The sequence below is a fragment of the Acinetobacter sp. FY731 genome (genome assembly GCF_059515905.1).
In genome coordinates, this window is sequence record NZ_JCAKNB010000003.1 from 309,306 (window position 1) to 331,560 (window position 22,255).

The window sequence follows — 22,255 nt, forward strand, 5'->3', positions numbered from 1 at the left end:
TATCAAACTCCCTGCTTAAACCCAGCTTTCGCTGCATTTTTCCCTGCTATACGACCAAATGTTGTCCCTATCGACATCCCAACACCTGCTGTATAACCCTGACCCAATACGTTTCCTGCCATCATTTCACCTGCCACAAATAAATTTGGGCTTGCTTGATCGTTGAAACGAACGGCAGCATCATCTTCAACTTTTAATCCCAAATAAGTAAAAGTAATGCCAGGTCTAAGCGCATAAGCAAAAAAAGGAGGGTGATCTAATGGCACAGCCCAATGTGTTTTAGCTGGAGTAAGATTTTCAGTATGACAATTATCCAAAATAGTATGGTTGAATTCACCTTTTACACAGGCATTATTATAGTTTTGGACGGTCTGTTTTAAAGTTTCTACATCTAGCTTTAGTTTAAGTGCTAATTCCTCAATCGTATTTGCTTGAGTTCCTTCAAACACAGGAGGCATAAATTTACCCACTGACTTTGAGTCAATAATAGAATACGCAATTTGATTTGGTTGCTTAGCAACTAAACGCCCCCAAATGGCATAGCGCTTCGGCCAAAAATCCTCACCCTCATCATAAAAACGTTCGGCATTTTTATTAACAACAATGCCTAAAGATACACAGTCAATACGTGTACAAATACCTCCGTCATACAATGGCGCACGCGCATCAACAGCAACACAATGTGATTGAGATGGATCTCCAACAATATCGGCACCTTGATCAATCATGAGTTTTAAAAGATTACCTTGATTGAACCGCGTACCACGAATAATAAAGTTATCTGCAGGCCATTCACCATTTTCATTTTGGCCCCAAGCCTCTTTAAGCCATTCCAGATTAGACTCAAATCCACCAGCAGCCAAAACACAAGCCTCTCCCTCAAAGCGTGTTCCATCTTCAGCGATCGCAGCTTTAAAAGTATTATTTTGAATATCAAGATCAATAATTTTAGTGTTATAAAGAATTTCAATACCAAGATTTTTTGCGCTTCGAAAATAAGCATTTACTAATGCTTTACCGCCACCCATAAAAAAAGCATTTGTTCTTGCAACGTGAAGTGCACCTGAAAGTGGTGGTTGAAAATTGACACCGTGTGAGCGCATCCAATCACGACATGTTGCTGTCGTACGAATAACCAATCGTGCTAAATGTTCATTGGTTTTGCCAGCAGTAACTTTTAATAGGTCTTGCCAATATTCTTCTTCTGAATAAGCATCAACCAATACATCTTGAGGTTCATTATGCATACATCTCAAATTACGAGTATGTTGCGAATTTCCTCCACGCCATTCTTTTGGAGCTGCCTCAATCAATAAAACCGATGCTCCTGCTTCACTCGCTGTTAAAGCAGCACATAAGGCAGCATTACCACCGCCTATTACAATTACATCATGCATTCGATGTCATCCCTTTCGAATTTGATGCAATTTAAGACCAAAAACTAAGACACCGTAATGGCTTATTTATAAATAGGTATTTACTTTTACTAAATAGGCTAAAAGTCTAATAATTCAGCACTAGGCCATAATCCTTGATTAATTAAATCTTTAACACATGCTTTAATTGCAACTTTCGTGGCTAAACTTGCAGGTGAAAGTTCTTCTTCTGAAATACTAATTAAATAATTTATTCGATCTAATTCAGGCTCAATTACTTTTAATAAGCATAGCTCTGATTTGATATAGTCAAAAAAAGCACTGCCAGGTTGAATAGTCGCCATATTCAATTGGCTAACACAATGCATCAATAAATGAAGTCCATCTATTTCATAATCAACATTCAAAATTTCCACTTTTTGATCTAAAAACTTTCTCAGACCATGTCTCTGACTAGGCAATACCAAGGGAAGTTTATTGATTTTTTCTAGGTCAATTCTTCCATTTTCTATGCTCTCTGCTAATCCTTTTTCTAACAGTAGCTCTTTATTCGCCATTAAAAACATTTGTTCTTTTAATAGTGGCTGTACAGCCCAATTCGGATCAACGTCTTGTGTAAAAATAATGGCAATATCAAGTTGTCTCGCATTGATCAAATTCGCAAGATTCCCCGATAAACTTTCAACTAAATGTATTTTTATATCTGGATATCTTTCAAACATCAGCTTCATCAGTGGTACACCAAGTACTGAAGCAATGCTAGGTGAAAATCCAACACTGACATGACCTGTTAAACGTGAAGAGTGTGCTGCTTCAATAGCATACTGTACATGACGTAATGATAATTGTGCCTGTTTAAAAAAAGCTAAACCTGCTGGAGTAGGTGTAACCCCTGTAGAAGTCCGGCTTAAAAGGCGGGTAGATAGTTCATCTTCTAACTTTGCAATTTGTTGGCTTAAAGCAGACGTACCTACATCTAATTTTTGTGCAGCTTTACCTAGACTTCCAGATTCTACAATTGTGATAAAGTATTTTAGCTGTTTTAATTCCACTCATTTCTCTTGATATAATACGTTTTAATACAATATGTTAAATTTATACAATATGTAAAGATAATCAAGAAAATGATAACTAAAGGGGGAATTTTTGGATATATATTTTTGAGGTAGTGGCAGATTAATTGAGATCAAAAACCCATGATTAATAGAAAATATTTCGTATAACCTGATTATGTTTATTATAGAAAAATTATCCAATCACTATTTATAAACTTCAAACAAGACAAAATCTATACTAAAAAAGATCACATATGTGATCTTTTACTTTTCAAGAAAAATAAATATGTTTCTTTACCATTCAAAGTTTACACCAACATTAGGCTTTGTTGCATAAAGGTTTGAAAGGCTGAGTTTCCACCAAACTTCGACAGTGATAACCAGACCACTTTTTCCAAAGCGATCTGCCTAGACGTTTAACTGTCTTTTTTACAGAATTAGGGCGTCCTCACACCCAAGTTACCACTTAAATTTTAGTTACTTCGAGAAGTATTAACTTTTAAATCTGTGTGCAACAAAGCCTAACGTAACTACCAAGACTTATTACCATCAGCTTTGATAAAAATATAAGCCATTTCCATCAAGCTCTCGATATTCTTTTTATTCAGCCTCAAGGTTAGCAAGCACCGTATCAGACAAAGGACGGCGTTTTATTTCAGTTTTTTTTGATTAGCCTTGTATCCCTCGGATTCAATTTTTATTCAAGAATACACGGAGGGATACACGAAACCCAATACTATATGCTTTTATGTTTAGGCAATAAAAAAGGCTTAACCCCTTTAGGATCAAGCCTTTCCACTTTATGTTTCGTCATATTGAGTCATATAAAGTTAAGTATTTGGTGGGGATGGCGTCGATTGAACTCAGAACCTAACTCAATAATTTTAAATATTAATTTATATAATAGATAAATTTTGTACCCAATTTTTACCCAAATTAGATCTAGTGCATTGAATACTAAAACTAATTTTTGTTCAAATCCACCTTCAGGATTTGAACTTGGGTAAAAGTTTAACATGTGTGAATTCAATATAAAATGAAATGTTATATCATTACTCCTATATGTTTCTTTTTTTCATGTATCATTCAATAGTACAATTTCAGGGACAAAGTTATGTTTGAAAATATTGATACTTTAAAACAAAATTAGATCAGCATCGTCCTCTTTCCCCTGCAATTGTAAAAAATTTACAAGAAGATCTTATTGTACGTTGGACATATCACTCAAATGCAATTGAAGGCAATACACTCACATTGCTAAAGACTAAAGTCGGTTTAGAAGGCATAACTGTTGGTGGAAAAGCATTACAAGAACATTTCGAGGCAATCAACCATAGAAATGCTATTTACTACGTTGAAGATATTATTCGAAAAGAAGAACCGTTTTCTGAATGGCAGATTCGCAATATCCACCAACTTATTCTAAAAAATATTGATGATGACAATGCAGGACGTTATCGCCAGCAAAATGTATTAATTTCAGGTGCTACGACTAACCCACCCGACTATACATTATTGAATGACAAGATGACTCAATTAGTTGATTGGTATAATTCGGAGGCACACAAGCTTCATCCTATTGAGCGTGCTGCTAAAGTACATGCGGACTTTTAGGCATGGCAATGGACGTACATCTCGTCTCTTGATGAACCTTGAGTTGCTCAAAGTGGTTACCCACCTTGCGTTATTACAGTTGAAAATCGCTTAGCCTACTATGAAGCATTAGATCAATGGATGGCTTATGGAAAAACTGAGCCTTTCATTCAGTTGGTTGCCGAAGCTGTTCTAGAGGGGTTTAAACCATATCAGGTTGTATTAGGTATTTAGTAGCTTGTACAAAAATATAAAAAAATTGGGTTTAAACAAGTTCTCATCTAAATTTAATCCAAAAACTTTTTTAGATGCTTATGGCTTTGTTGCATAAAGCAATAAGTCTCTTATTCTATTGATTTTAAATCTAGATTAAAGAAGATAAATAAAACCCTTAAAATCAAATTGTTATTGAATGTTCATACAACAAAGCTACTCATATTCATAATGAAAAATTTAACTTTTAATCAACAAATTTTCGTTACTATCATCCAACGAATGTAATAAATCGCCCATTAAACGATTTTTAAGTTTTCAGGTGAAGTGATATCTACAACACGATCAACTGACATCATTCCTACACTGCCATGGTGATACTACCCTATCTCGGTATGGGAAATTTTAATTTTTATGCAACAAAGCCTTCTTTCCAACACATGCCTCTGAATTACTGAAATATTCGAGTTTTTATCTATTTTTATAATAAGTAAATAATTTTTACAAATAAAACTTACTAAAAAATTATTAAACCTTTCCACCGTATAAATTTTATATGGTTAATTTTTCCATCACACAGCCTATAAAATCAATTTATTCATAAATAGCATATAAATTTCTTCTTTCTTCATATAAGTAACTTCTCTTTTAGGTATATAAAATCCACTTTTTCATATTTTGCTTTATAAAAAACTCTCACTACTATCATCCAAAATTCAATAAAACTGGATATAGAAATGTCTGTTCAATCATTATTTACTATTAAAAATTTAGCATTGTCTTTAGGGATTTTGGGCTCAACACTTTTAGTAGGTTGTGGCAATAGTGAACAAAAAAACAATGAAAATAAAGCCGAATCATCAGCACCTGTAACAGCAGCAGAATTACCCAAAGAAGTTCGCTTCGCTTGGGGTGGTGGACCACGTGTTTGGGTATTAGGTAAAGCAGATGGTGACTTTGAAAAAGCACTCGGTACAAAAATTAAATGGGTTGAGTTTGCATCTGGTTCAGATGTTTTAAGCTACTTTGCTGCTAATGAAATTGATATTGCACGTTTTGGTTCAAGCCCTGCTGTTGCAGGTATTACACGTGGCTTACCTATTGAGATAATTGGCTTAGAAGGCCTTATTTCTACTGCTGAGCGCCTAATTGTAAAACCTGAAATTAAGTCAGTAAAAGACTTAGTCGGTAAACGTGTAGCTTTCCCACCAAATTCAACAGCACAATATGCTTTAGAACAAGTATTGGCTTTAGAAAATGTTGATAAATCAAAAATCAAACTTTTACCTTTAAAGCCTGCTGAAATTATATCTGCATGGACACGTGGTGATATTGATGCTGCTTATGTTTGGGGGCCATTTACACAGCAGATTGAACAGCAAGGTGGTCAAGAAATTTTTGCAACATCACAGCTAAATAATCAAGGAATCTTGGTTTATAACAACTTTGCTGTACGTAAAGAATTTGCAGAGAAACACCCTGACCTTGTTGTGAAATTCTTAAAAGAATACCAAGTTCAAGTAGATGAATATCAAAAAAATCCTAAAGCAGCTTCTGAAAAAGTGGCGAAATATTTAAGCCTCCCATATGAGCAAGTTTCAGCAACTTTAGCAGGTATTCAATACGTTCCATTGAAAGAACAAGGTACTGAAAAATACTTAGGTACAAAACCTGATGATGAAAATTCAGGTATTGCGAAAGCAGCACTCGATATCTCTAAATTCTTAGTGGGTATAGGTGAGTTAAAACAATCTGACTTACCAAAAAGCTATGCTCCAAATATTAATAGCACATACGTTATTGAGGCAGCTCAATAAGGTTTTATGATGGTTCAGCTCAGTTCGCTTAAAAGCAAGGCAATCAGCGTAATTTCGCTGATTGTTTTCATCTTCCTTTGGCAGTTAACCAGTACATTAAAACTGGTTTCTCCCATTCTTCTTCCATCTCCTTTACAGATTCTCGATACCGTTATTGATCTATTCAAAAATGGCTACCGAGATGCACCCTTCTACTTACATATTTTTGTCAGTACAGCACGTGCCGTATTTGCATTTTTGATTGCTACACTTATTGGAATTCCGCTTGGTTTACTGATGGGTCGTAGTCCAGTGTTGAATGCAATTTTAGATCCTTTTATTCAATTTCTTAGACCAATTCCAAAAATTGCCCTCATTCCACTTGTGGTTGTTTGGCTTGGTATTGGTGAAGAATCTAAATTCTTTCTTATTTTCATTGCTACTTTCCTCAGCATGATTGTAGGTGCAAGCTCTGCAAGCCATAACGTTCCAAACGGTTTAATTCAAGCTGGTCAAACAATGGGTTTAAGCAGTACAGCCATTTTATTCCGCATTATTTTGCCTTCGTCTTTACCTGAAATTTTTACCAGCATTCGTTTATCTATTGGTATTGGTTGGACTGCACTGATTGCAGCAGAAATGGTTGCAGCAACTTCAGGCTTAGGTTGGATGATCATTAATGCAGGCTCTTATTTAAGAACTGATGTGGTAATCGTCGGAATTATTTTACTTGGCAGTATTGGCTACATTTTGGATTGGCTGATTGTTAAAGCACAACAAAAATGGGCACCTTGGACAGGAAAAGCATAATGACTCAATCATTTATTCAGCTCAACAATGTTAAAAAAACATTTAAACAAAATAAAACTGAAAATACCGTTCTTGAAGATATCAATTTACAGATTTTTGAAGGTCAATTCGTTTGCTTACTTGGGCCATCTGGTTGCGGTAAATCGACTATTTTGAATTTACTGGCAGGTTTTGAACAACCGACAGAAGGCAATATTTTAGTCGATGGACAAGGAATTTCAGGACCCGGTATAGACCGTGCGGTGGTCTTCCAACAAGCACAACTTTTCCCTTGGTTAACGGTAAAAGAAAATATTCAATTCCCATTAAAACAATCCAAAGCCAATGCGCAATACATTGCGGAACAAACTGAATATTACCTTGAAAAAACAGGTTTAAAAAAGTTTGAAAATCATCGTATTTGGCAAATTTCAGGTGGTATGAAACAGCGTGTAGCACTTGCCCGCGCATGGATTACTAAACCTAAAATTTTACTCATGGATGAACCTTTTGGTGCACTAGATGCTCAAACGCGAATTTTGATGCAAGAAACCCTCACTAAACTTTGGCAAGACAATAAAACTACGGTTCTATTTGTTACTCACGATATTGATGAATCATTACTTTTGGCAGATCGCATTGTGCTCATGGCAGGACATCCGGGACGTATTGCAGAAGATATTGCTGTGCATTTACCACGTCATAGAACTATTGAAAACATTACGCCACAGCAAGAATTCATCGACACCAAAAAACATATTTTAGAAGTCATGCGCACAGAAGTAAGCCGCATGATCGATTTCGTACACTAAGACCACAGGACACAGCTATGTTATTAAGTCATTTACCGCGCGTTAAACTTGTTCACGCGCCAACTCCCCTTGAATTTTTACCTAACCTTACTAAAGCGTTAAACGGCCCTGAAATTTATATTAAACGTGATGATGCAACAGGTCTTGCGACAGGTGGTAACAAAACACGTAAATTAGAATTCTTAATTGGTGATGCAATTGCAAAAGGTGCAACACACGTACTGACTCAGGGTGCGACTCAGTCAAACCACGTACGTCAAACTATTGCTGCAGCAAACAAATTTGGCTTAAAAGCCTCTGTTATTTTAGAGCAACGTGTGGGCGATGGTGCAGTTGAATATTACAACAATGGTAACTTACTTCTTGATGAAATTTTAGGTGCAACATCAATTGAAGTTGTTCCGGGTAGCACAGATATGGCTGCTGCTTTAGAAGCCAAAGCCAAGGAGTTAGAAGCTCAAGGTGAACGCCCTTATATCATTCCGGGTGGTGGTTCAAATGCAATTGGTGCTTTAGGTTATGTATCAACTGCAATCGAGTTAATTAACCAACTTAACCAAATTCAATTAGCGCCTTCACATCTTGTTCATGCAACTGGCAGTACAGGTACTCAAGCTGGTTTATTAGCAGGTTTTGCTGCAACAAACTCAAACCTTCCCGTTTTAGGTATTTCAGTTCGTGCTGAAAAATCTAAACAAGAAGAAAATGTTTATAAACTTGCTCGTGCGACTTTAGAACACCTTGGTTTAAGAGCAGATTTAATCGCACGTGAAAAAGTTATTGCGAACAGCGACTACGTTGGTGATGGCTATGGTATTCCAACAGATAGTATGGTTGAGGCAGTTGAATTACTTGCACGTACTGAAGGTATTTTGCTTGACCCTGTTTACTCAGGTAAAGGCTTTGCAGGCTTAGTCGGTCTTATACGTCAAGGTCATTTCACTAAAGATGACAAAGTGATTTTCCTTCACACAGGTGGTTCTGTAGGTCTATTCGGCTACCGCTCTACATTCTCTGAAAAAGATGCATACCGTTTGTAAGATGACTAATTTTTCAGAACTTCCAACACTCGGAATTTTAGGAGGCATGGGACCAGGTGCTGCGGTTGATTTTCAACAGCGCCTGCTCGATGCAAGCCCTTCAAGTAAAGATCAGGAACATATTCCAACCATTGTATGGAATCACGGTGGAATTCCTGATAGACAACTTGCCCTTAAAAACCAAGGGGAAAGTCCCTTACATGCAATGTTACATGGCTTAAAAATTCTAGAATACAGTGGCGTTTCTAAAGTGGCTATTCCATGTAATACAGCGCATTTTTGGCATGCAAATTTACAGCAACACAGCTCGATTGAAATTTTAAATATGGTTGACGTTACCGTACAGCAGATTTTTAACCTCCATAAAACGGGCGATAAAGTTGGTATTTTAGCCACTAAAGGTGCACTTTCAACTGAGCTATATCAACGTGAACTTAGCAAATATGACATTCCTTTTGTCATCAACTCTGATCAAGAGATTGAAGAAGAATTTATGCCTGCTGTCTATGCGGTAAAACGCAATAAAATAGAAAAAGCAGGTGTAGTTTTTCAAGATTTAAGTCAGCGTTTAATTGACTCAGGTGCAGCTTCGATTATTTTAGCTTGTACAGAAATTCCTTTGGGCTTACATGCAATTCAATCGCCAATTTTAGATGTGAGTTTTGATACGACACAAATTTTGGCGAATGCCTGTGTTAACTGGTATTACTCTCAATAAATAGATCTCTTTTCATAATATTGTATGTTAATAAAATGAAAATTTTTCTTGGTAAACCGCTTTGTTGCATAAGGATTTTAAAGGTAAAGCTTACCCACATTGCTCAAATTTAAGTGGCAACTCGGGTATGAGGTCGGCCTAATTCTGTAGATTTATTTAATGTGGCTATACGTGCAGGGATTTCATTGACCTGACTGTCAAAATTCCTTGCACTGAGTTTATCGCCTAATAATTTGATGCAATGCATCTTAGTTTCAACCAAACTGCGCCAATGATAGCCAGACTACTTTTTCCAAAACGTTCCTCCTAGACATTTGACTGTTTTCAATAATTCATTTTTCTCTAAAGCTCCCAATTTCTTATTTTTCTATGGCCTTGCATTTTTTCTTGGAGAAATTACGGCATGTGCATCACGATCTAAAATGACTTGTCTACAGTACTTAGTATCATAAGCACCGTCGGTATAGACCGAATCAAATCGTTCATCTAACGGAATTTGAGCAAGTAAATCACCGAGTACTTGCGAATCACTCACATTATTTGTCGTGAGTTGTGCACGTATTTGAAGGGTTTCAGCATCGATCCCAATATGAAGTTTACGCCATTGGCGACGATATTCAGCCCCATGTTTCTTGCGTTTCCATTCACCTTCACCTAGAAACTTCATGCCTGTAGAGTCCATGAGTAGATGGAGCCCATCGCTACTTTTTTGGTATCTGATTGCAATATCAATATGCTTTTGTCTTCTACAAAGCGTACTGTACGAATATCGCTGATATTCGGAGCTGTCCAATTTAATCCGCAAAGTTTAATCAGACTTTGCACAAAGCCAGTGACCATACGTAAAGACAGACGGAATAGAGATTTGATCATTAAACAGCACTGAATAGCTGCATCAGAATAGGTTTGATTTCTTCCGTGTTTACCCTGTTGTTGAGCATACCATTGAGTAGAGGGATCAAACCAAATGGAAATATTTCCACGATTTATTAGAGCACGGTTATATGAGGACCAATTTGTTGTACGATAGTTTTTTGGAGCAGGCTTATTCATTTTGAAATGATATTACTAAATAAGCGTCTAAGGCTAGGTTTGTGCAACAAAGCCCTTCTTGGATTTGAATTTGGGTACTTAATTGTAGCACACGTGAATCCAATACAAAATGCAACATCATAACATTACAAATTGTTCGCCTTAATGCTCATTTTTTCAATTTATATTTCTGTTTTGGACTCTTTGGTTTATCAGGGAGCGTTCTTTCCAGTAAACCCGCCTCCAATGCAGGATTTAAATAGTTTTTTTGGAATGTTGCACGGTGTGATAAATTTAATAACGACATAAGTTCACTCAAGCTATATTCCTTATGCTCCATCTTTTCAATGAGACGCTTAACTTGATCGCTAGCTTGTACGGTATCTTGATCGCTAACTTGCTCGGTGTCTTGATCGCTTGAACTAGATGCTACGATAGCATCTAGAATCATTTGCAAAATAAACTCTATAAATGGTGCAGAGTCAGCACGATCTGTACTTGCCCGAAGGGCATCATAGTACGCTTTTTGGTTTTGATAGATTAAGCTCTCAACAGGAATATTTAGGAAAATAGGATTCCATTGACTCAAAATTAAAGTTTGCCATAAACGCCCCATACGCCCATTGCCATCTGCAAATGGATGTATGAACTCAAATTCATAATGAAAAATTGAGCTTTTAATCAAAGGGTGTTCATTCCCTTCAGCCAACCAATGTAATAAATCACCCATTAAACGATTAACTTGATTTGCAGGTGGAGCCATATGTACAACTCGATCACCTGACATCACACCTACACCACCATGGCGATACTGCCCTACCTCATCAATTAAGCCTGCCATTAAGGTTTGATGTGCTTGGAGTAAATCATGCTTAAACTCAGGATGCCAATTGTGAATTTCTTCATATGCTTTTAGTGCATTACGTACTTCTTGTACTTCTTTAGGCGGAGCAATTACAGGCTTACCATTTAGAATAGCGGTGATTTGTTCCGTACTAAGGGTATTTCCCTCAATCGCCAAAGAGCCTTGAATGGTTTGAATACGATTTGCTTTACGCAACTTCAGACTGTCTTCAATCTGAATTAATGCAGTCAAACGCCCTATTGATTCACTGATCTGTGATACCAAGTGAATAATTTTTGAAGTAATGGTATAAGGCGGTTGATATCGCATTAGATCCCTAAATAGCGTATAAAGTTTTGTTTAATTAAACTCTAAAAATACAAATTTTCAAAGTCGTGATGAATACACCGAGATTTTATATTTGTTTACCCTTATAGATGACCTTAAATATAGGCTAGATCAACGCAGACCTTTGTCAAGCTTTACATCAAGTAATATTGAAGAAGATCTTTTTCTACGCTTGATCTATAACTCGAATGCCATCTCAGGCAATAAACTCAGTCTACTTGAAACTAAAGTAGTTTTAGAGGGAATTGCTGTAGGGGGTAAAACCCTAGAGGATCATTTACATGTAATTAATCAAAAAAAAGCGATTAATTACATTCGAAGCATCATTCGTAAAAAAGAAAACTTTTCAACAGAACAAATTTTTAACATTCATCTAATCACTTCAAATAATCTCAACGATTTATACTATCAGAGTACTCTGTCTGACTATACATCTTTAAGTAACAAACTTGCACCGCTATTCGATTGGTACAACACAGAAGCACATAAACGTCATCCTGTTGAACGTGCAGCTAAAGTGCATGCAGATTTTGTTGGTATTCATCCATTTATTGATGGCAATGGATGTACATCGCGTCTCTTGATGAACCTTGAATTACTTAAAGCTGGTTATCCACCCTGTGTTATCACAGTTGAAAATAGGTTGGCTTATTATGAGGCTTTGGATCAATGGATGGCTTATGGAAAAACTGAAGCCTTTATTCAATTGGTTTCCGAGGCTGTACTAGAGGGATTTAAACCATATCGAGTTGTATTGAGTATATAAGATCAACTGTTTTTTCAGCATACATCAGATTTCGACCTTGCTTGCCTTCTGATTGTGCATACCATTGAGTCTTTGGATCAAACCAAATGGAAATATTACCTCGATTAATAAGAGCATGATTATAGGAAGACCTGTTAGTTGAGCCATAGATTTTAGGAGTAGGCTTATTCATTCTAAAATTATATTGCTGAATAAACCTTCTAAGCTAGGTTTGTGTAACAAAGCCTAATCAAAGTAGAAGTCAAAAAGGTCTGAATTTTAAGACACCGAATCAAATAGCAGATGACTTTTATCAGTTAGCTGCTTAGAAGCTCCTAAGTGAAAACCTCCTGTTATTAGCACACATAAACATTTTTATTGGTGAGAATATAGACACTTTAAATGGGTTATAACACTAAATTTAGACAATAAAAAGCCAGATATTCTGTCTGGCTTTTTCGTATAGGGTATATAGGTATAATGACAGCCATACCTCATATTCTAGTGCGTAAATTTACTATTGATATTTTTAGCAACAGAAGCCTTTAATTTTGTATAGCTTATTTGTTCCCAAGAAAAAAGAACGGCCATCTAAATTGATATGAAATTTCTCTCCCGATTCGATTTGAACCTGTTTCGATACTTCTACAAGAATTTTACCTAAAACTGTACTTTGTTCTTTTTCAAAAGGAATAATATTAATTCGAATGGTATCTCCATTCACTGCTTTTGCCGTAGTCCAACCATTAGACATATTCATTTTCATTCACTCATATTTGAGCTCATGTAAAAGTAGAAATAATATAAATATTTAAAAATCAGAGAGGATCTATACTGATATCAAAGAGGCATATGCCTACAATTCAAATTACAATTTTACATTAGCATTAATTTTTTAAAATAATTAAAAAAAGTCCACGGATAGCTGTGGACTTAGTCGATCGGTATGGTGCGAATTCATACTCTGCGTTAACTGTTTAGGACGAATCAACTATTAAAATATTTGATTCTAGAGAATACGCAATTCCGTTAACAACCTAAACACTTCCGTACCGCTCACGGATTCGATCTAGTGTAGATTAACAGCTTTTAAGATACATTAAACATTTGTTTTTGATATATTTTAAATTAGTTTAAAGATTTTACCAGAATCTATACTATGGAAATGTAAATCAAAACTAGGTTTGATTTCTTCATCATTTACAGTAATAAACTTAATATTTTCTTTAGACTTTGTTGCCTCTGTTATCTGGTGATGAAAAGTACCCTTTACAGAATACTTCTTATTAAATTGATCTTTAACTTCAACCAAAAAGGTATTCATTAGATAGCAACAATATTGCTAGCTTGCATGCCTTTTTGGCCTTGCTGCATATTAAACTCTACACGTTGACCTTCAGCTAAATTTTTGAAACCTGTTGCGCGAATCTCACTGAAATGTGCGAATACATCTTGGCCACTATCTGCAGCAATAAAACCAAAACCTTTAGTTTCGTTAAACCACTTTACAGTACCAGTTGTTAAATTAGACATAGTTTATTTCCTATATTATGTAATTAATAATTAGAAAATAATTTTGAAGCTAGACTTTGTAATAAAATGAAAGATTTGATTTAGATCTAAACAAAATAAAATTAGTAAACAATAAAATTATAATTCTAGGGTGAGTATAACAGATATTATTTAAATTAATATCAATTAAATAAAAAAGCCTAATCTGTATGTGTAGATTAGGCTGTAAACTCTGAATCTATTAGTGGTAGCGGGAGCTGGATTTGAACCAACGACCTTCGGGTTATGAGCCCGACGAGCTACCAGACTGCTCCATCCCGCATCAATGTATGTTGTTATACGCTTGCTTAAGCTATATAGCAAACTTTATTAAAAATAAGTTGATTTATTAAATAAATCGATTAATAAAGTAGCAAATTAATATTAAATGCACTGTTACCCACAGATATTGTGGATGTTTTTAACACATGGTTTATTGATAATTAACAGTAAAGCTTGATTTTGATTAAACTTTAATCATTGTTTCTGTTTGATTAAATATCCTTAGATTTTTAGAGAGCGACTTTCTTTAATTTTATTAAGAGCCTCTTCATGTGGAATATTGTAAAGATCATACAGTTTAGGATTGGCTTTAAAGCGTTTATAACTCCAATGATAATGTGCAGGATGGCGTTTAATAAGACTTTCTAGTTTTTGATGAATAATGGTAGTGCCATTATTAGCTGAATTTGTATATATGGCTTCATTTATCGTTTCGATATGTATATCAAATCCCCCCTCTTTGTTACGCATTGCATATAAAAACAATGCTTTGGCTTTTGTTTTTTGAATAAGCTTTGAACTAAGATTACTAGATGAAAGTGGTATGCCAAAATAAGGAATCAAAGTACTTAGATGGTGTGGACTATGATCTGGAAGAATTATAGTTGCACCATTATTTTTTAAAGCTTTAAAAATTTGTCGAACACCATTTTCATCTGTTGGAACTAAGTTTGCAGGTTCTCTGCTACGTGCTTGACGTAAAAAATGATCTGCTGTTTGATTTTTTACAGGTTGATACATGATTGTTAATTCAGTAAATTGAGAAATATAAGTGGTTAGAATTTCCCAAGTACCAAAGTGAGGTAGAAGAAGTACAAGCCCTTGTTTCTTTTTTAAAGCTTGTATTAGCAAGTTTTCTCCATATATATTTGAAATACGAGCTAGGTTTTTTTTAGAGTTGGCTCCCCAAATACTAAAAAACTCAAAATAAGAAGTTATTTCATTATGAATAGCTTTCTGAATAATTTTTTCACGTTCTGTTTTACTTAGTTCAGGAAAAGCAATATTTACATTTAATCTAATGGTTTGTGATGTTTTACTTATTTTTAATAAGTTAACTAATCTTGCTAAAAAATTAGAAAAAATACGTAAAACATAGATTGATTGGCTACTTATAAAAATTAATAAATAATAAAAAAGGCTTTTGCTTGGTGAGATTTTCATAAAAACCCATGTATATTTGTTATATAAATGATGACATATATGTCAGTCAGTTGTACATATGGCTCTACCTGCAAATCAGGTCAATCGTTTAATGAACGATTTATTGCATTGGTTGGCTGCTGATTACGAACACCCTTTGATTAAAAGTTCAATTTTTCATTATGAATTTGAGTTCATACATACATTTGCTGATGGAAATGGACGTATGGAGTGTTTATGGCAAACTTTGATTTTGAGTCAATGGAATCCTATTTTTCTGAATATTCCTATTGAAAGCTTAATCTACCAAAATTAAAAAGCGTACTATGATGCACTTCAAGCAAGCACAGACCGTACTGATTCTGCACCATTTATCGAATTTATTTTACAAATGATTCTAGATGCTATTGTGGCATCTAGTGCAAGCGACCAAGACACCGCTCAAGTTAGCGATTCAGTTAAGCGTCTTTTGAAAAGATGGAGCATAAAGAATATAGCTTGAGTGAACTCATGTCGTTATTAGATTTATCACACCGTGCAACATTTCAAAAAAATTATTTAAATCCCGCATTGGAAGCTGGTTTACTTGAACGGACTCTCCCTGATAAACCAAAGAGTCCAAAACAGAAATATAAATTGAAAAAATGAGCATTACGGTGAATAAAATATAATGTTATAATATTGCATTTTATATTTGATTCATGCGTGTTAAAAACAGTACCCAAGTTCAAATCCTAACGTTGGATGGCTGGCTTTGTTGCACAAAGACTTAAAAGACAGCACTCTGCTCATTTGAACAGAACTCAGGTGACAATTGGGTATGAGAGGACAACCTAATTCTGTAAATCTATTCAATACAGCTATGCGTGCATGAATCTCACTTGCCTGACTAGGAAAACTCCTTGCTATTAATTTATCGCCTAATAATTTGATGCAATGCATCTTAGTTTCAACCAAACTTCGACGATGATAACCAGACCATTTTTCCAAAACGTTCTTCCTAAACGTTTCACTGTTTTTAGTAATTCATTCCGCTCTATAGACCTTACTTGTTGATCTTTCCATGGTTTTGCATTTTTTCTTGGCGGAATGATCGCATGTGCATCTCGATCTAAAATGACTTGTTTACAGTACTTCGTATCATAAGCACCGTCGGTATAGACCGAATCAATTCGTTCATCTAACGGAATTTGAGCAAGTAAATCACCGAGTACTTGCGAATCACTCACATTATTTGTCGTGAGTTGTGCACGTATTTGAAGGGTTTCAGCATCGATCCCAATATGAAGCTTACGCCATTGACGACGATATTCAGGTCCATATTTCTTACGTTTCCATTCACCTTCATCTAGAAACTTCAAGCCAGTTGAGTCTACGAGTAGATGTAATCCATCACTATTTTTTTGATAGCTAATCGCGATATCAATATGTTTTTGTCTTCGACAAAGCCTACTGTACGAATATCGCTGATATTCGGAGTTGTCCAATTTAATCCACACAGTTTAATTAGACTTTGAACAAAACCTGTGACCATACGTAAAGAGAGTCTGAATAAAGATTTAATCATTAAACAGCATTGAATAGCAGTATCAGAGTAAGTTTGATTTCGACCTTGCTTGCCTTGTGGTTGTACATACCATTGATTGTTTGGATCAAACCAAATGGAAATATTACCTCGGTTAATGAGGGCACGATTATAGGAAGACCTGTTAGTTGAGCCATAGATTTTAGGAGTAGGTTTATTCATATTGAAATTATATGGCTAAATAAACCTTCTAGGCTTGGCTTGTGCAATAAAGCCTTCAATTTCTCATCTATAACTTCTATTTTCACATTCTTTTCACGGCATGCTGCCTAAAGTATAAACATAATCTTAATACGGACAGTAATCATGAGACTTGTAAAAACAATAATGGCAACAGCCTTATTCTTACCGCTCTTATTTTTAGCAGGATGTCAAAGTATTCCGAGTTACTCATCTGAGTATGCAAAAGCTAGAGCCAATATCCAAGGTGTAATGTTAAATGAAGCAAGCACATTAAATATAGGCACCCAATTTACTTCGACTTTTAATACTCTGGGTACGCCAGAATTTGTAGAAAAAGCCAGTCGTTTGTATTCAGAGCAACTCTTTATCAATGATACTTTGTCACAATTTTCATCGCGTAGTGACTTAGTTGAGCACTTCAAAGGCATGAATAAACGCGTTAGTAATGTAACGGTTAAGCTTCTTAACACTTCATATTATCAAGATTCAGCATACGTACATTGGTCTATGGTGTATGACTTCAATTTTTTTGGTACAACTCGCACTATGGCATCTCATGGTATTAGTGAAATGAAAATTAATGAAAATAATAAAATTATTTTCCAGCAAGATTTCTGGGATCCAGCTGATGGCTTATACCGTTCATTACCGTATGTAGGAGGTACTTACTCATGGCTACTCCCTTTCAAAAAATCACCTTAATTTCTAGCATACTGATAGCCTCCGCTATCAGTATGCCTAGCTTTGCAAAAACTGAAAAACAGTGTGGTAATGGTGAATTACTTGTGAGTAAAAAAATTGTAGGTACAGCAACTTACGCAGCTGAAAATTGCAATAAGCCTTGGTTAGGACAAAATATTCAGATGGAATTTAACTATACTGAAAATATTCCTGAATGGGCTTTTAAGCGTGCTGCAACGCATTTTCTGAAAAAAAATATGAATAACTTAAAAGATGATTCAGTACTTCACCAAGTTACGGCACTTTATCGTCCAGTAAAAAAAGGTGATGTATATAAATTATCTTACGTTCATACAAATCAAACATTAATATTATCTTTAAATAATCGTGTTTTGGGTAAAATTAAAGATCAACAAATCCAACAATATTTCGTAATTTGGCTCGGCAAAGCGCCATTTAGTGCTAAATTAAAACAACAATTGTTAAATTAAGTGCAGAAGCAAAATTTATGTCAAAGCATTTTATTCTTATGGTCGAAGATCATCACGAATTAGCATCTACATTATGTGAATTTTTAGAAGAACATGATTTTGTGGTCGATCATGCACGTAATTTAGATGCAGCACGTAATTTACTAAAACAACGTCCCTATCACATGCTCCTTCTAGACATTAACCTACCTGATGGTTCTGGCTATGATTTGTGTGAATGGTTGCGTAATCAAGAAAGTATGGATATTCCTGTATTAATGCTCACAGCACGTGACACTTTAGATGACAAACTGAAAGGTTTTAAATCTGGTACAGATGATTACTTAGTTAAGCCTTTTGACTTTAATGAATTAGTGATGCGTGTTAAAGCTTTAATTAAACGCTCATTAGGTGAAGTTTCAAATCGTGAACTTAGAATTTCAGATTTAATTTTAGACCCTGCGCGCCAATATGTAAATCGAGCTGGGCAAGTGATTGAGTTGCCACCTATTCAGTTCAAATTGCTTAAACTTCTTGTACGAAATGCACCAAATATCTTAACTAAACAAGAAATAATGATGGAACTTTGGGGCGATGAAGAACCTGAAAGTGATGCTTTACGAAGTCATATTTATAACCTTCGTAAAATGATTGATAAACCTTTTGAGCAAAAACTAATTCAGACAGTTTCAGGTGTTGGACTAAAAATTTCTACAGAAACTTAAATCTATAGCTGATTAAAACTGTAGATCACTTCAAATACTATCTTCTATTGATTCAAATACACAACCACAATTAAACCTGTGGTGTTTTCTAAATCTAAATCATGATGTGTATGTAAATAATATTGACGATCAAACAATTCAACACGCCAGCCTAATTGTTTACAAAGCTTTTGCACCAACTGTAAACCAATTCCATGACCTTTAACCTCTAATTGCAATTGAAGTCCAGACAACTCCTGCACTTTTGCATCATTTGGTAATGGAATACCAATGCCATTATCTGCAATAAGAACTTTATTCTTTTGTAAAATAAGGTCTATTTGTGAACCTTGAGAATAATTTAAGGCATTACGCAAAATATTTCCAAACACCATTTTGCTCATAGATGGATAAATTTTACGTAGCTTTTCATCTTCATCAATTTTCAAATTAATTTTAATGCCTTTTAGCTGACTTGAAGAATTTAAATCTTGAACTAGGTCATTTAAAAAGTCTGAAAGTCTTGCTTCTTCAGCCACCAATGTATTTGTTGTATTTCGTGCAATTGCTAAAAGTGTATCTACCAACAATTGCATATCTTCAATTGTATTATGCAACCGTGTAAACGATTTGCTTTCGCCATAACGCGTCTGACACAACTGCACATTACCTTTTAAAATTGTCAGTGGTGTTCTTAGCTCGTGACTTACATCTCCCGTAAATTCACGTTCACGGTTAATAAACTCACTTAAAACTTGATGATATTTTTCCAAAGCTTGTTTTAAATATTCAGCTTCCATATTGGAATCTGTACTAATGCCTTGAAATGGAGATGCTTCTTTATTTTGATGTTCCCAATCAATATTATCTAAAGCATTGGCTAAACGTGTAATTGGAGAAAAATAGCGTCTTGCTCTACGGTTCCACCACCAAAGCAAGCTATATAAAACAAATAAGCTAACCATAAGTGGTGCAAGACCAAATAACCAAACAAGCTTATTAACGTTGCTTTCACCAAAGACTAAAAAAACATGCTGACCATTACGCTCTCCATACACAGTCATACGGTCTTTACCATCAATAAAATAACGACTTACACCATAATTTAAATGCATGTTTTGAAACTTAGCGGGTACGTCTTTTTCCCAACGATACCCGTATAAGTTTTTCGTATCGGGTAAATCTGCATTCGGATTCCGCTCCAAACGCTCCCAATAATGCGCCATTTCCTGTTCTAAGGCAGTTTTTAGCAATGTTCCTTTAATCACCCACGCACTACACGCAATACCAATCACAACTGAAAGTGCAATAAATCCTATTTGTAACCAGTAATATCTATTAAAAACCTCACCTAAGGGATGAGCACGTTTTTTGCGAAATAGCTTCAACATAAACTCATCTCTCCATTGATTTTTAATAAAAATATTTAATGATTATACCGCTTTATTCTTAAACAAGAAGTGACCAATTACCCATTCGCGACCTTGATCTAAACCGAATAATTCAGCACATGCCATAAAGAAAATACGCCAACGCTGCCACCAAGCTTGAGCATCTTTACCGTAAGTCTTTTCAAATAGCGGTTTAAGACTTTGTTCTTGCTTATCCATATTATCTAACCAAGCATTTGCTGTTCGCTCATATGCCTGACCTGACCATTGCCAGTGCTGTTCAAGCTGTAAATGATTTTGAAAATGCAAGAAGGTAGATGTTGATGGCATTAGACCTCCACTAAAGAAGTACTTAGACATCCAATCATATTCATTTTTAATTTCAAATGGATAATGTAAAAAACGATGACAGAAAATATGACACCAAAGTAAACCATCGGGTTTTAGCCAAGTGCTAATCTTTTCAAATAACTTTTGATAATTACGCACATGCTCAAACATTTCAACCGATACAACACGATCAAAAGATGCTTTTTCAAGTTCTAAAACATTTACATCGCAAGTAATTACCATCAAATTATTAAAGTTCTTCAGGCGTGCCTGTTCTTGAATATGAGTACGCTGTGTTGAAGAGTTTGAAACGACGGTGATCTTCGCATTAGGATAATGCTCCGCCATCCATAAACTGAGCGAACCCCATCCACAACCAATTTCTAAAATCGCTTGTCCATCTTGTAATTGTGCACGTTCACAATACGTTGCTAAAGCAAACTCTTCTGCTTCATCTAAGGTCGTAGATGCCTTATTAAATAAACTTGCGCTATATTTTAAACGCTTACCCAGAACTGCTTGGAAAAATTCAGTTGGCAATTCGTAGTGCTGTTCATTGGCTTTATCTGTTTCTATGGCAATTTCACTGCTTTCAAGCATGTGTAAAACTTCCATATATCGCTTTGCAGCCAGTTCAGGATCATAACGACCTTCTTGAGTAAGACGCTTTTTACTTAATGTACGAATTGCAGCACGAATTGCTTGATCTGGAATTTTTCCACTTTCAATTAGCTTTAAAATTTGTTGAATCATAAAATCCATTTGTTTACCTACTCTTTGGGTTGCCACGGAATAAAAATAGAAGTGCGTCTTTGATAATCTTTGTAATTGTCACCACGATGTTTCAAGGCTTGTTGTTCACTAAATGGAATGCCTGTCAAATAATATAAAAACAACAACATTAGAATTGGATAGATCCAAAGACTATATACACCAGCCGCTAAACCAATAACTGGATAAGCAAACCAATGTAACCATTCAAAAAAATAATTAGGATGACGCGAATAATGCCATAATCCTTGATCCATTGTTTTCGCTTTATTTTCAGGATTTTGTTTAAAGCGATACAATTGTTCATCTGCCAAACTTTCACCCCAAAATGCCACCGACATAATGATTGCAGCAATTACAAGGTAAATTGTGGTTGATGAATTCCACTGCTCTATTGGTATATTTAACAATGCCAACATTGGATAAGAAAAAAGAACAATTAGCCCTGCTTGGAATAAAAAGAAAGCTAAAAAACCAAGATGTTGATATTTACCCATTGCACGGCGCATGTTGGCATAACGGGTGTCTTCTTCAGCTTCATAAAAATAACGACGTAATAAATGCCAAGCTAATCGAAGAAACCATATTCCGCTTGCAACAGCTAAAAATACTCGAACAATAAGCGGTGCTGTTTCAAATATTAGCGATGCTAAAATTACATTAAGTGCAATACCAAATGCCCAAATTACATCAACTAAACCTGCACGTTTGTTATAGCTCACCCATAACCAAGCACAAAGCATCAGAAAAATATTGAGCCATATAAAATTAATGAACATGCGCTACTCCCGATTCATCTGATT

The 22,255-nt window shown here is 35.3% G+C and carries 19 protein-coding genes, 1 tRNA gene and 6 pseudogenes; 11 read left to right on the forward strand and 15 right to left on the reverse strand.

Annotated features, from left to right (window positions below; translation table 11 throughout):
- Window positions 1-2 precede the first annotated feature (2 nt).
- The 3 genes and pseudogenes from tcuA to AC5YC8_RS05645 form a co-directional block, all read right to left on the reverse strand.
- Complete coding sequence (tcuA, locus tag AC5YC8_RS05635) at window positions 3-1,397, reverse strand: FAD-dependent tricarballylate dehydrogenase TcuA (protein WP_496163840.1); 1,395 nt, start codon at window positions 1,395-1,397, stop codon at window positions 3-5.
- A 98-nt stretch (window positions 1,398-1,495) separates the two neighbouring features.
- The gene (locus AC5YC8_RS05640; RefSeq protein ID WP_496163841.1) at window positions 1,496-2,428 is read right to left on the reverse strand and encodes a LysR family transcriptional regulator; all 933 of its coding nucleotides are present in this window, start codon (window positions 2,426-2,428) and stop codon (window positions 1,496-1,498) included.
- Between the two features lie 536 nt (window positions 2,429-2,964).
- Window positions 2,965-3,085: pseudogene (locus AC5YC8_RS05645) on the reverse strand (tyrosine-type recombinase/integrase); the annotation flags it as partial.
- A 460-nt stretch (window positions 3,086-3,545) separates the two neighbouring features.
- Here AC5YC8_RS05645 and AC5YC8_RS05650 point away from each other — a divergent pair.
- The 6 genes and pseudogenes from AC5YC8_RS05650 (at window position 3,546) to cuyB (ending at window position 9,392) form a co-directional block, all read left to right on the forward strand.
- Window positions 3,546-4,258, forward strand: a pseudogene (locus AC5YC8_RS05650) (Fic family protein).
- A gap of 716 nt (window positions 4,259-4,974) precedes the next feature.
- Window positions 4,975-6,054, forward strand: a complete 1,080-nt coding sequence (locus tag AC5YC8_RS05655; RefSeq protein WP_496163842.1) for a taurine ABC transporter substrate-binding protein — start codon at window positions 4,975-4,977, stop codon at window positions 6,052-6,054.
- A 9-nt stretch (window positions 6,055-6,063) separates the two neighbouring features.
- Window positions 6,064-6,843 (forward strand): ABC transporter permease, encoded by a 780-nt coding sequence (locus AC5YC8_RS05660; RefSeq protein ID WP_496163915.1) that lies wholly within the window; start codon window positions 6,064-6,066, stop codon window positions 6,841-6,843.
- Window positions 6,843-7,634: an ABC transporter ATP-binding protein gene (locus AC5YC8_RS05665; RefSeq protein ID WP_496163843.1), complete on the forward strand. Its 792-nt coding sequence runs from the start codon at window positions 6,843-6,845 to the stop codon at window positions 7,632-7,634. Before AC5YC8_RS05660 ends, AC5YC8_RS05665 begins: the two co-directional genes overlap by 1 nt.
- 17 nt (window positions 7,635-7,651) lie before the next feature.
- Complete coding sequence (gene cuyA, locus AC5YC8_RS05670; RefSeq protein WP_496163844.1) at window positions 7,652-8,674, forward strand: D-cysteate sulfo-lyase; 1,023 nt, start codon at window positions 7,652-7,654, stop codon at window positions 8,672-8,674.
- Window position 8,675: 1 nt separating this feature from the next.
- Window positions 8,676-9,392, forward strand: a complete 717-nt coding sequence (gene cuyB, locus AC5YC8_RS05675; protein WP_496163845.1) for a cysteate racemase — start codon at window positions 8,676-8,678, stop codon at window positions 9,390-9,392.
- Between the two features lie 109 nt (window positions 9,393-9,501).
- Here cuyB and AC5YC8_RS05680 read toward each other — a convergent pair.
- Window positions 9,502-10,445, reverse strand: a pseudogene (locus AC5YC8_RS05680) (IS5 family transposase).
- Window positions 10,446-10,593: 148 nt separating this feature from the next.
- Window positions 10,594-11,598, reverse strand: a complete 1,005-nt coding sequence (locus tag AC5YC8_RS05685; RefSeq protein WP_496163846.1) for a Fic family protein — start codon at window positions 11,596-11,598, stop codon at window positions 10,594-10,596.
- 91 nt (window positions 11,599-11,689) lie between these two features.
- On the opposite strand from AC5YC8_RS05685, the gene AC5YC8_RS05690 reads away from it, so the two are divergent.
- Window positions 11,690-12,382 carry a Fic family protein gene (locus tag AC5YC8_RS05690; RefSeq protein ID WP_496163847.1) on the forward strand — a complete coding sequence of 231 codons (693 nt, stop codon included), beginning with the start codon at window positions 11,690-11,692 and terminating at the stop codon, window positions 12,380-12,382.
- On the opposite strand, the pseudogene AC5YC8_RS05695 reads toward AC5YC8_RS05690, so the two are convergent.
- From AC5YC8_RS05695 to AC5YC8_RS05720, 6 genes and pseudogenes are all read right to left on the reverse strand, one after another.
- Window positions 12,366-12,554, reverse strand: a pseudogene (locus AC5YC8_RS05695) (IS5/IS1182 family transposase); the annotation flags it as partial. The gene AC5YC8_RS05690 and the pseudogene AC5YC8_RS05695 overlap by 17 nt on opposite strands.
- A gap of 336 nt (window positions 12,555-12,890) precedes the next feature.
- Window positions 12,891-13,121: a transposase gene (locus AC5YC8_RS05700; protein ID WP_496120186.1), complete on the reverse strand. Its 231-nt coding sequence runs from the start codon at window positions 13,119-13,121 to the stop codon at window positions 12,891-12,893.
- 363 nt (window positions 13,122-13,484) lie between these two features.
- Entirely contained in the window at window positions 13,485-13,685 is a 201-nt protein-coding gene (locus tag AC5YC8_RS05705) for a hypothetical protein (protein WP_496163848.1), read from the reverse strand.
- Entirely contained in the window at window positions 13,685-13,894 is a 210-nt protein-coding gene (locus AC5YC8_RS05710) for a cold-shock protein (RefSeq protein WP_496120184.1), read from the reverse strand. The genes AC5YC8_RS05705 and AC5YC8_RS05710 overlap by 1 nt, the downstream gene beginning before the upstream one ends.
- Window positions 13,895-14,118: 224 nt before the next feature.
- Window positions 14,119-14,195 (reverse strand) — tRNA-Met (locus AC5YC8_RS05715).
- Window positions 14,196-14,416: 221 nt separating this feature from the next.
- Complete coding sequence (locus AC5YC8_RS05720) at window positions 14,417-15,358, reverse strand: lysophospholipid acyltransferase family protein (RefSeq protein ID WP_496163849.1); 942 nt, start codon at window positions 15,356-15,358, stop codon at window positions 14,417-14,419.
- A 49-nt stretch (window positions 15,359-15,407) separates the two neighbouring features.
- Between AC5YC8_RS05720 and AC5YC8_RS05725 the strand changes: the two are divergent.
- Window positions 15,408-15,985, forward strand: a pseudogene (locus AC5YC8_RS05725) (Fic family protein); the annotation flags it as partial.
- Between the two features lie 121 nt (window positions 15,986-16,106).
- On the opposite strand, the pseudogene AC5YC8_RS05730 reads toward AC5YC8_RS05725, so the two are convergent.
- A pseudogene (locus AC5YC8_RS05730) lies at window positions 16,107-17,084 on the reverse strand (IS5 family transposase).
- 144 nt (window positions 17,085-17,228) lie between these two features.
- On the opposite strand from AC5YC8_RS05730, the gene AC5YC8_RS05735 reads away from it, so the two are divergent.
- From AC5YC8_RS05735 to AC5YC8_RS05745, 3 genes are read left to right on the forward strand one after another with little or no spacing between them, the layout of a single operon-like run.
- Window positions 17,229-17,807 carry a nuclear transport factor 2 family protein gene (locus AC5YC8_RS05735; protein ID WP_496163850.1) on the forward strand — a complete coding sequence of 193 codons (579 nt, stop codon included), beginning with the start codon at window positions 17,229-17,231 and terminating at the stop codon, window positions 17,805-17,807.
- Window positions 17,777-18,277 (forward strand): chalcone isomerase family protein, encoded by a 501-nt coding sequence (locus tag AC5YC8_RS05740; protein WP_496120178.1) that lies wholly within the window; start codon window positions 17,777-17,779, stop codon window positions 18,275-18,277. The genes AC5YC8_RS05735 and AC5YC8_RS05740 overlap by 31 nt, the downstream gene beginning before the upstream one ends.
- Before the next feature lie 17 nt (window positions 18,278-18,294).
- Complete coding sequence (locus tag AC5YC8_RS05745; RefSeq protein WP_496120176.1) at window positions 18,295-18,981, forward strand: response regulator transcription factor; 687 nt, start codon at window positions 18,295-18,297, stop codon at window positions 18,979-18,981.
- Window positions 18,982-19,025: 44 nt separating this feature from the next.
- Here AC5YC8_RS05745 and AC5YC8_RS05750 read toward each other — a convergent pair whose 3' ends face one another.
- The 3 genes from AC5YC8_RS05750 to AC5YC8_RS05760 are packed head-to-tail and all read right to left on the reverse strand — an operon-like array spanning window position 19,026 to window position 22,231.
- The gene (locus tag AC5YC8_RS05750; protein WP_496163851.1) at window positions 19,026-20,351 is read right to left on the reverse strand and encodes a sensor histidine kinase; all 1,326 of its coding nucleotides are present in this window, start codon (window positions 20,349-20,351) and stop codon (window positions 19,026-19,028) included.
- A gap of 42 nt (window positions 20,352-20,393) precedes the next feature.
- Entirely contained in the window at window positions 20,394-21,443 is a 1,050-nt protein-coding gene (locus AC5YC8_RS05755) for an SAM-dependent methyltransferase (RefSeq protein ID WP_496163852.1), read from the reverse strand.
- Between the two features lie 8 nt (window positions 21,444-21,451).
- Window positions 21,452-22,231, reverse strand: coding sequence for a DUF1295 domain-containing protein (locus AC5YC8_RS05760; protein ID WP_496163853.1), 780 nt, complete (start codon window positions 22,229-22,231; stop codon window positions 21,452-21,454).
- Window positions 22,232-22,255 lie beyond the last annotated feature (24 nt).

Coding starts and splice junctions, on each gene's coding strand:
- AC5YC8_RS05700 (WP_496120186.1), bottom strand. CDS start 13,121: ATGAATATGTCTAATGGTTGGACTACGGCAAAAGCAGTGAATGGAGAT.
- AC5YC8_RS05665 (WP_496163843.1), top strand. CDS start 6,843: ATGACTCAATCATTTATTCAGCTCAACAATGTTAAAAAAACATTTAAA.
- cuyA (WP_496163844.1), top strand. CDS start 7,652: ATGTTATTAAGTCATTTACCGCGCGTTAAACTTGTTCACGCGCCAACT.
- AC5YC8_RS05720 (WP_496163849.1), bottom strand. CDS start 15,358: ATGAAAATCTCACCAAGCAAAAGCCTTTTTTATTATTTATTAATTTTT.
- AC5YC8_RS05755 (WP_496163852.1), bottom strand. CDS start 21,443: ATGGATTTTATGATTCAACAAATTTTAAAGCTAATTGAAAGTGGAAAA.
- AC5YC8_RS05745 (WP_496120176.1), top strand. CDS start 18,295: ATGTCAAAGCATTTTATTCTTATGGTCGAAGATCATCACGAATTAGCA.
- AC5YC8_RS05655 (WP_496163842.1), top strand. CDS start 4,975: ATGTCTGTTCAATCATTATTTACTATTAAAAATTTAGCATTGTCTTTA.
- tcuA (WP_496163840.1), bottom strand. CDS start 1,397: ATGCATGATGTAATTGTAATAGGCGGTGGTAATGCTGCCTTATGTGCT.
- AC5YC8_RS05750 (WP_496163851.1), bottom strand. CDS start 20,351: ATGTTGAAGCTATTTCGCAAAAAACGTGCTCATCCCTTAGGTGAGGTT.
- AC5YC8_RS05735 (WP_496163850.1), top strand. CDS start 17,229: ATGAGACTTGTAAAAACAATAATGGCAACAGCCTTATTCTTACCGCTC.
- AC5YC8_RS05705 (WP_496163848.1), bottom strand. CDS start 13,685: ATGAATACCTTTTTGGTTGAAGTTAAAGATCAATTTAATAAGAAGTAT.
- AC5YC8_RS05760 (WP_496163853.1), bottom strand. CDS start 22,231: ATGTTCATTAATTTTATATGGCTCAATATTTTTCTGATGCTTTGTGCT.
- AC5YC8_RS05660 (WP_496163915.1), top strand. CDS start 6,064: ATGGTTCAGCTCAGTTCGCTTAAAAGCAAGGCAATCAGCGTAATTTCG.
- AC5YC8_RS05685 (WP_496163846.1), bottom strand. CDS start 11,598: ATGCGATATCAACCGCCTTATACCATTACTTCAAAAATTATTCACTTG.
- AC5YC8_RS05740 (WP_496120178.1), top strand. CDS start 17,777: ATGGCTACTCCCTTTCAAAAAATCACCTTAATTTCTAGCATACTGATA.
- cuyB (WP_496163845.1), top strand. CDS start 8,676: ATGACTAATTTTTCAGAACTTCCAACACTCGGAATTTTAGGAGGCATG.
- AC5YC8_RS05710 (WP_496120184.1), bottom strand. CDS start 13,894: ATGTCTAATTTAACAACTGGTACTGTAAAGTGGTTTAACGAAACTAAA.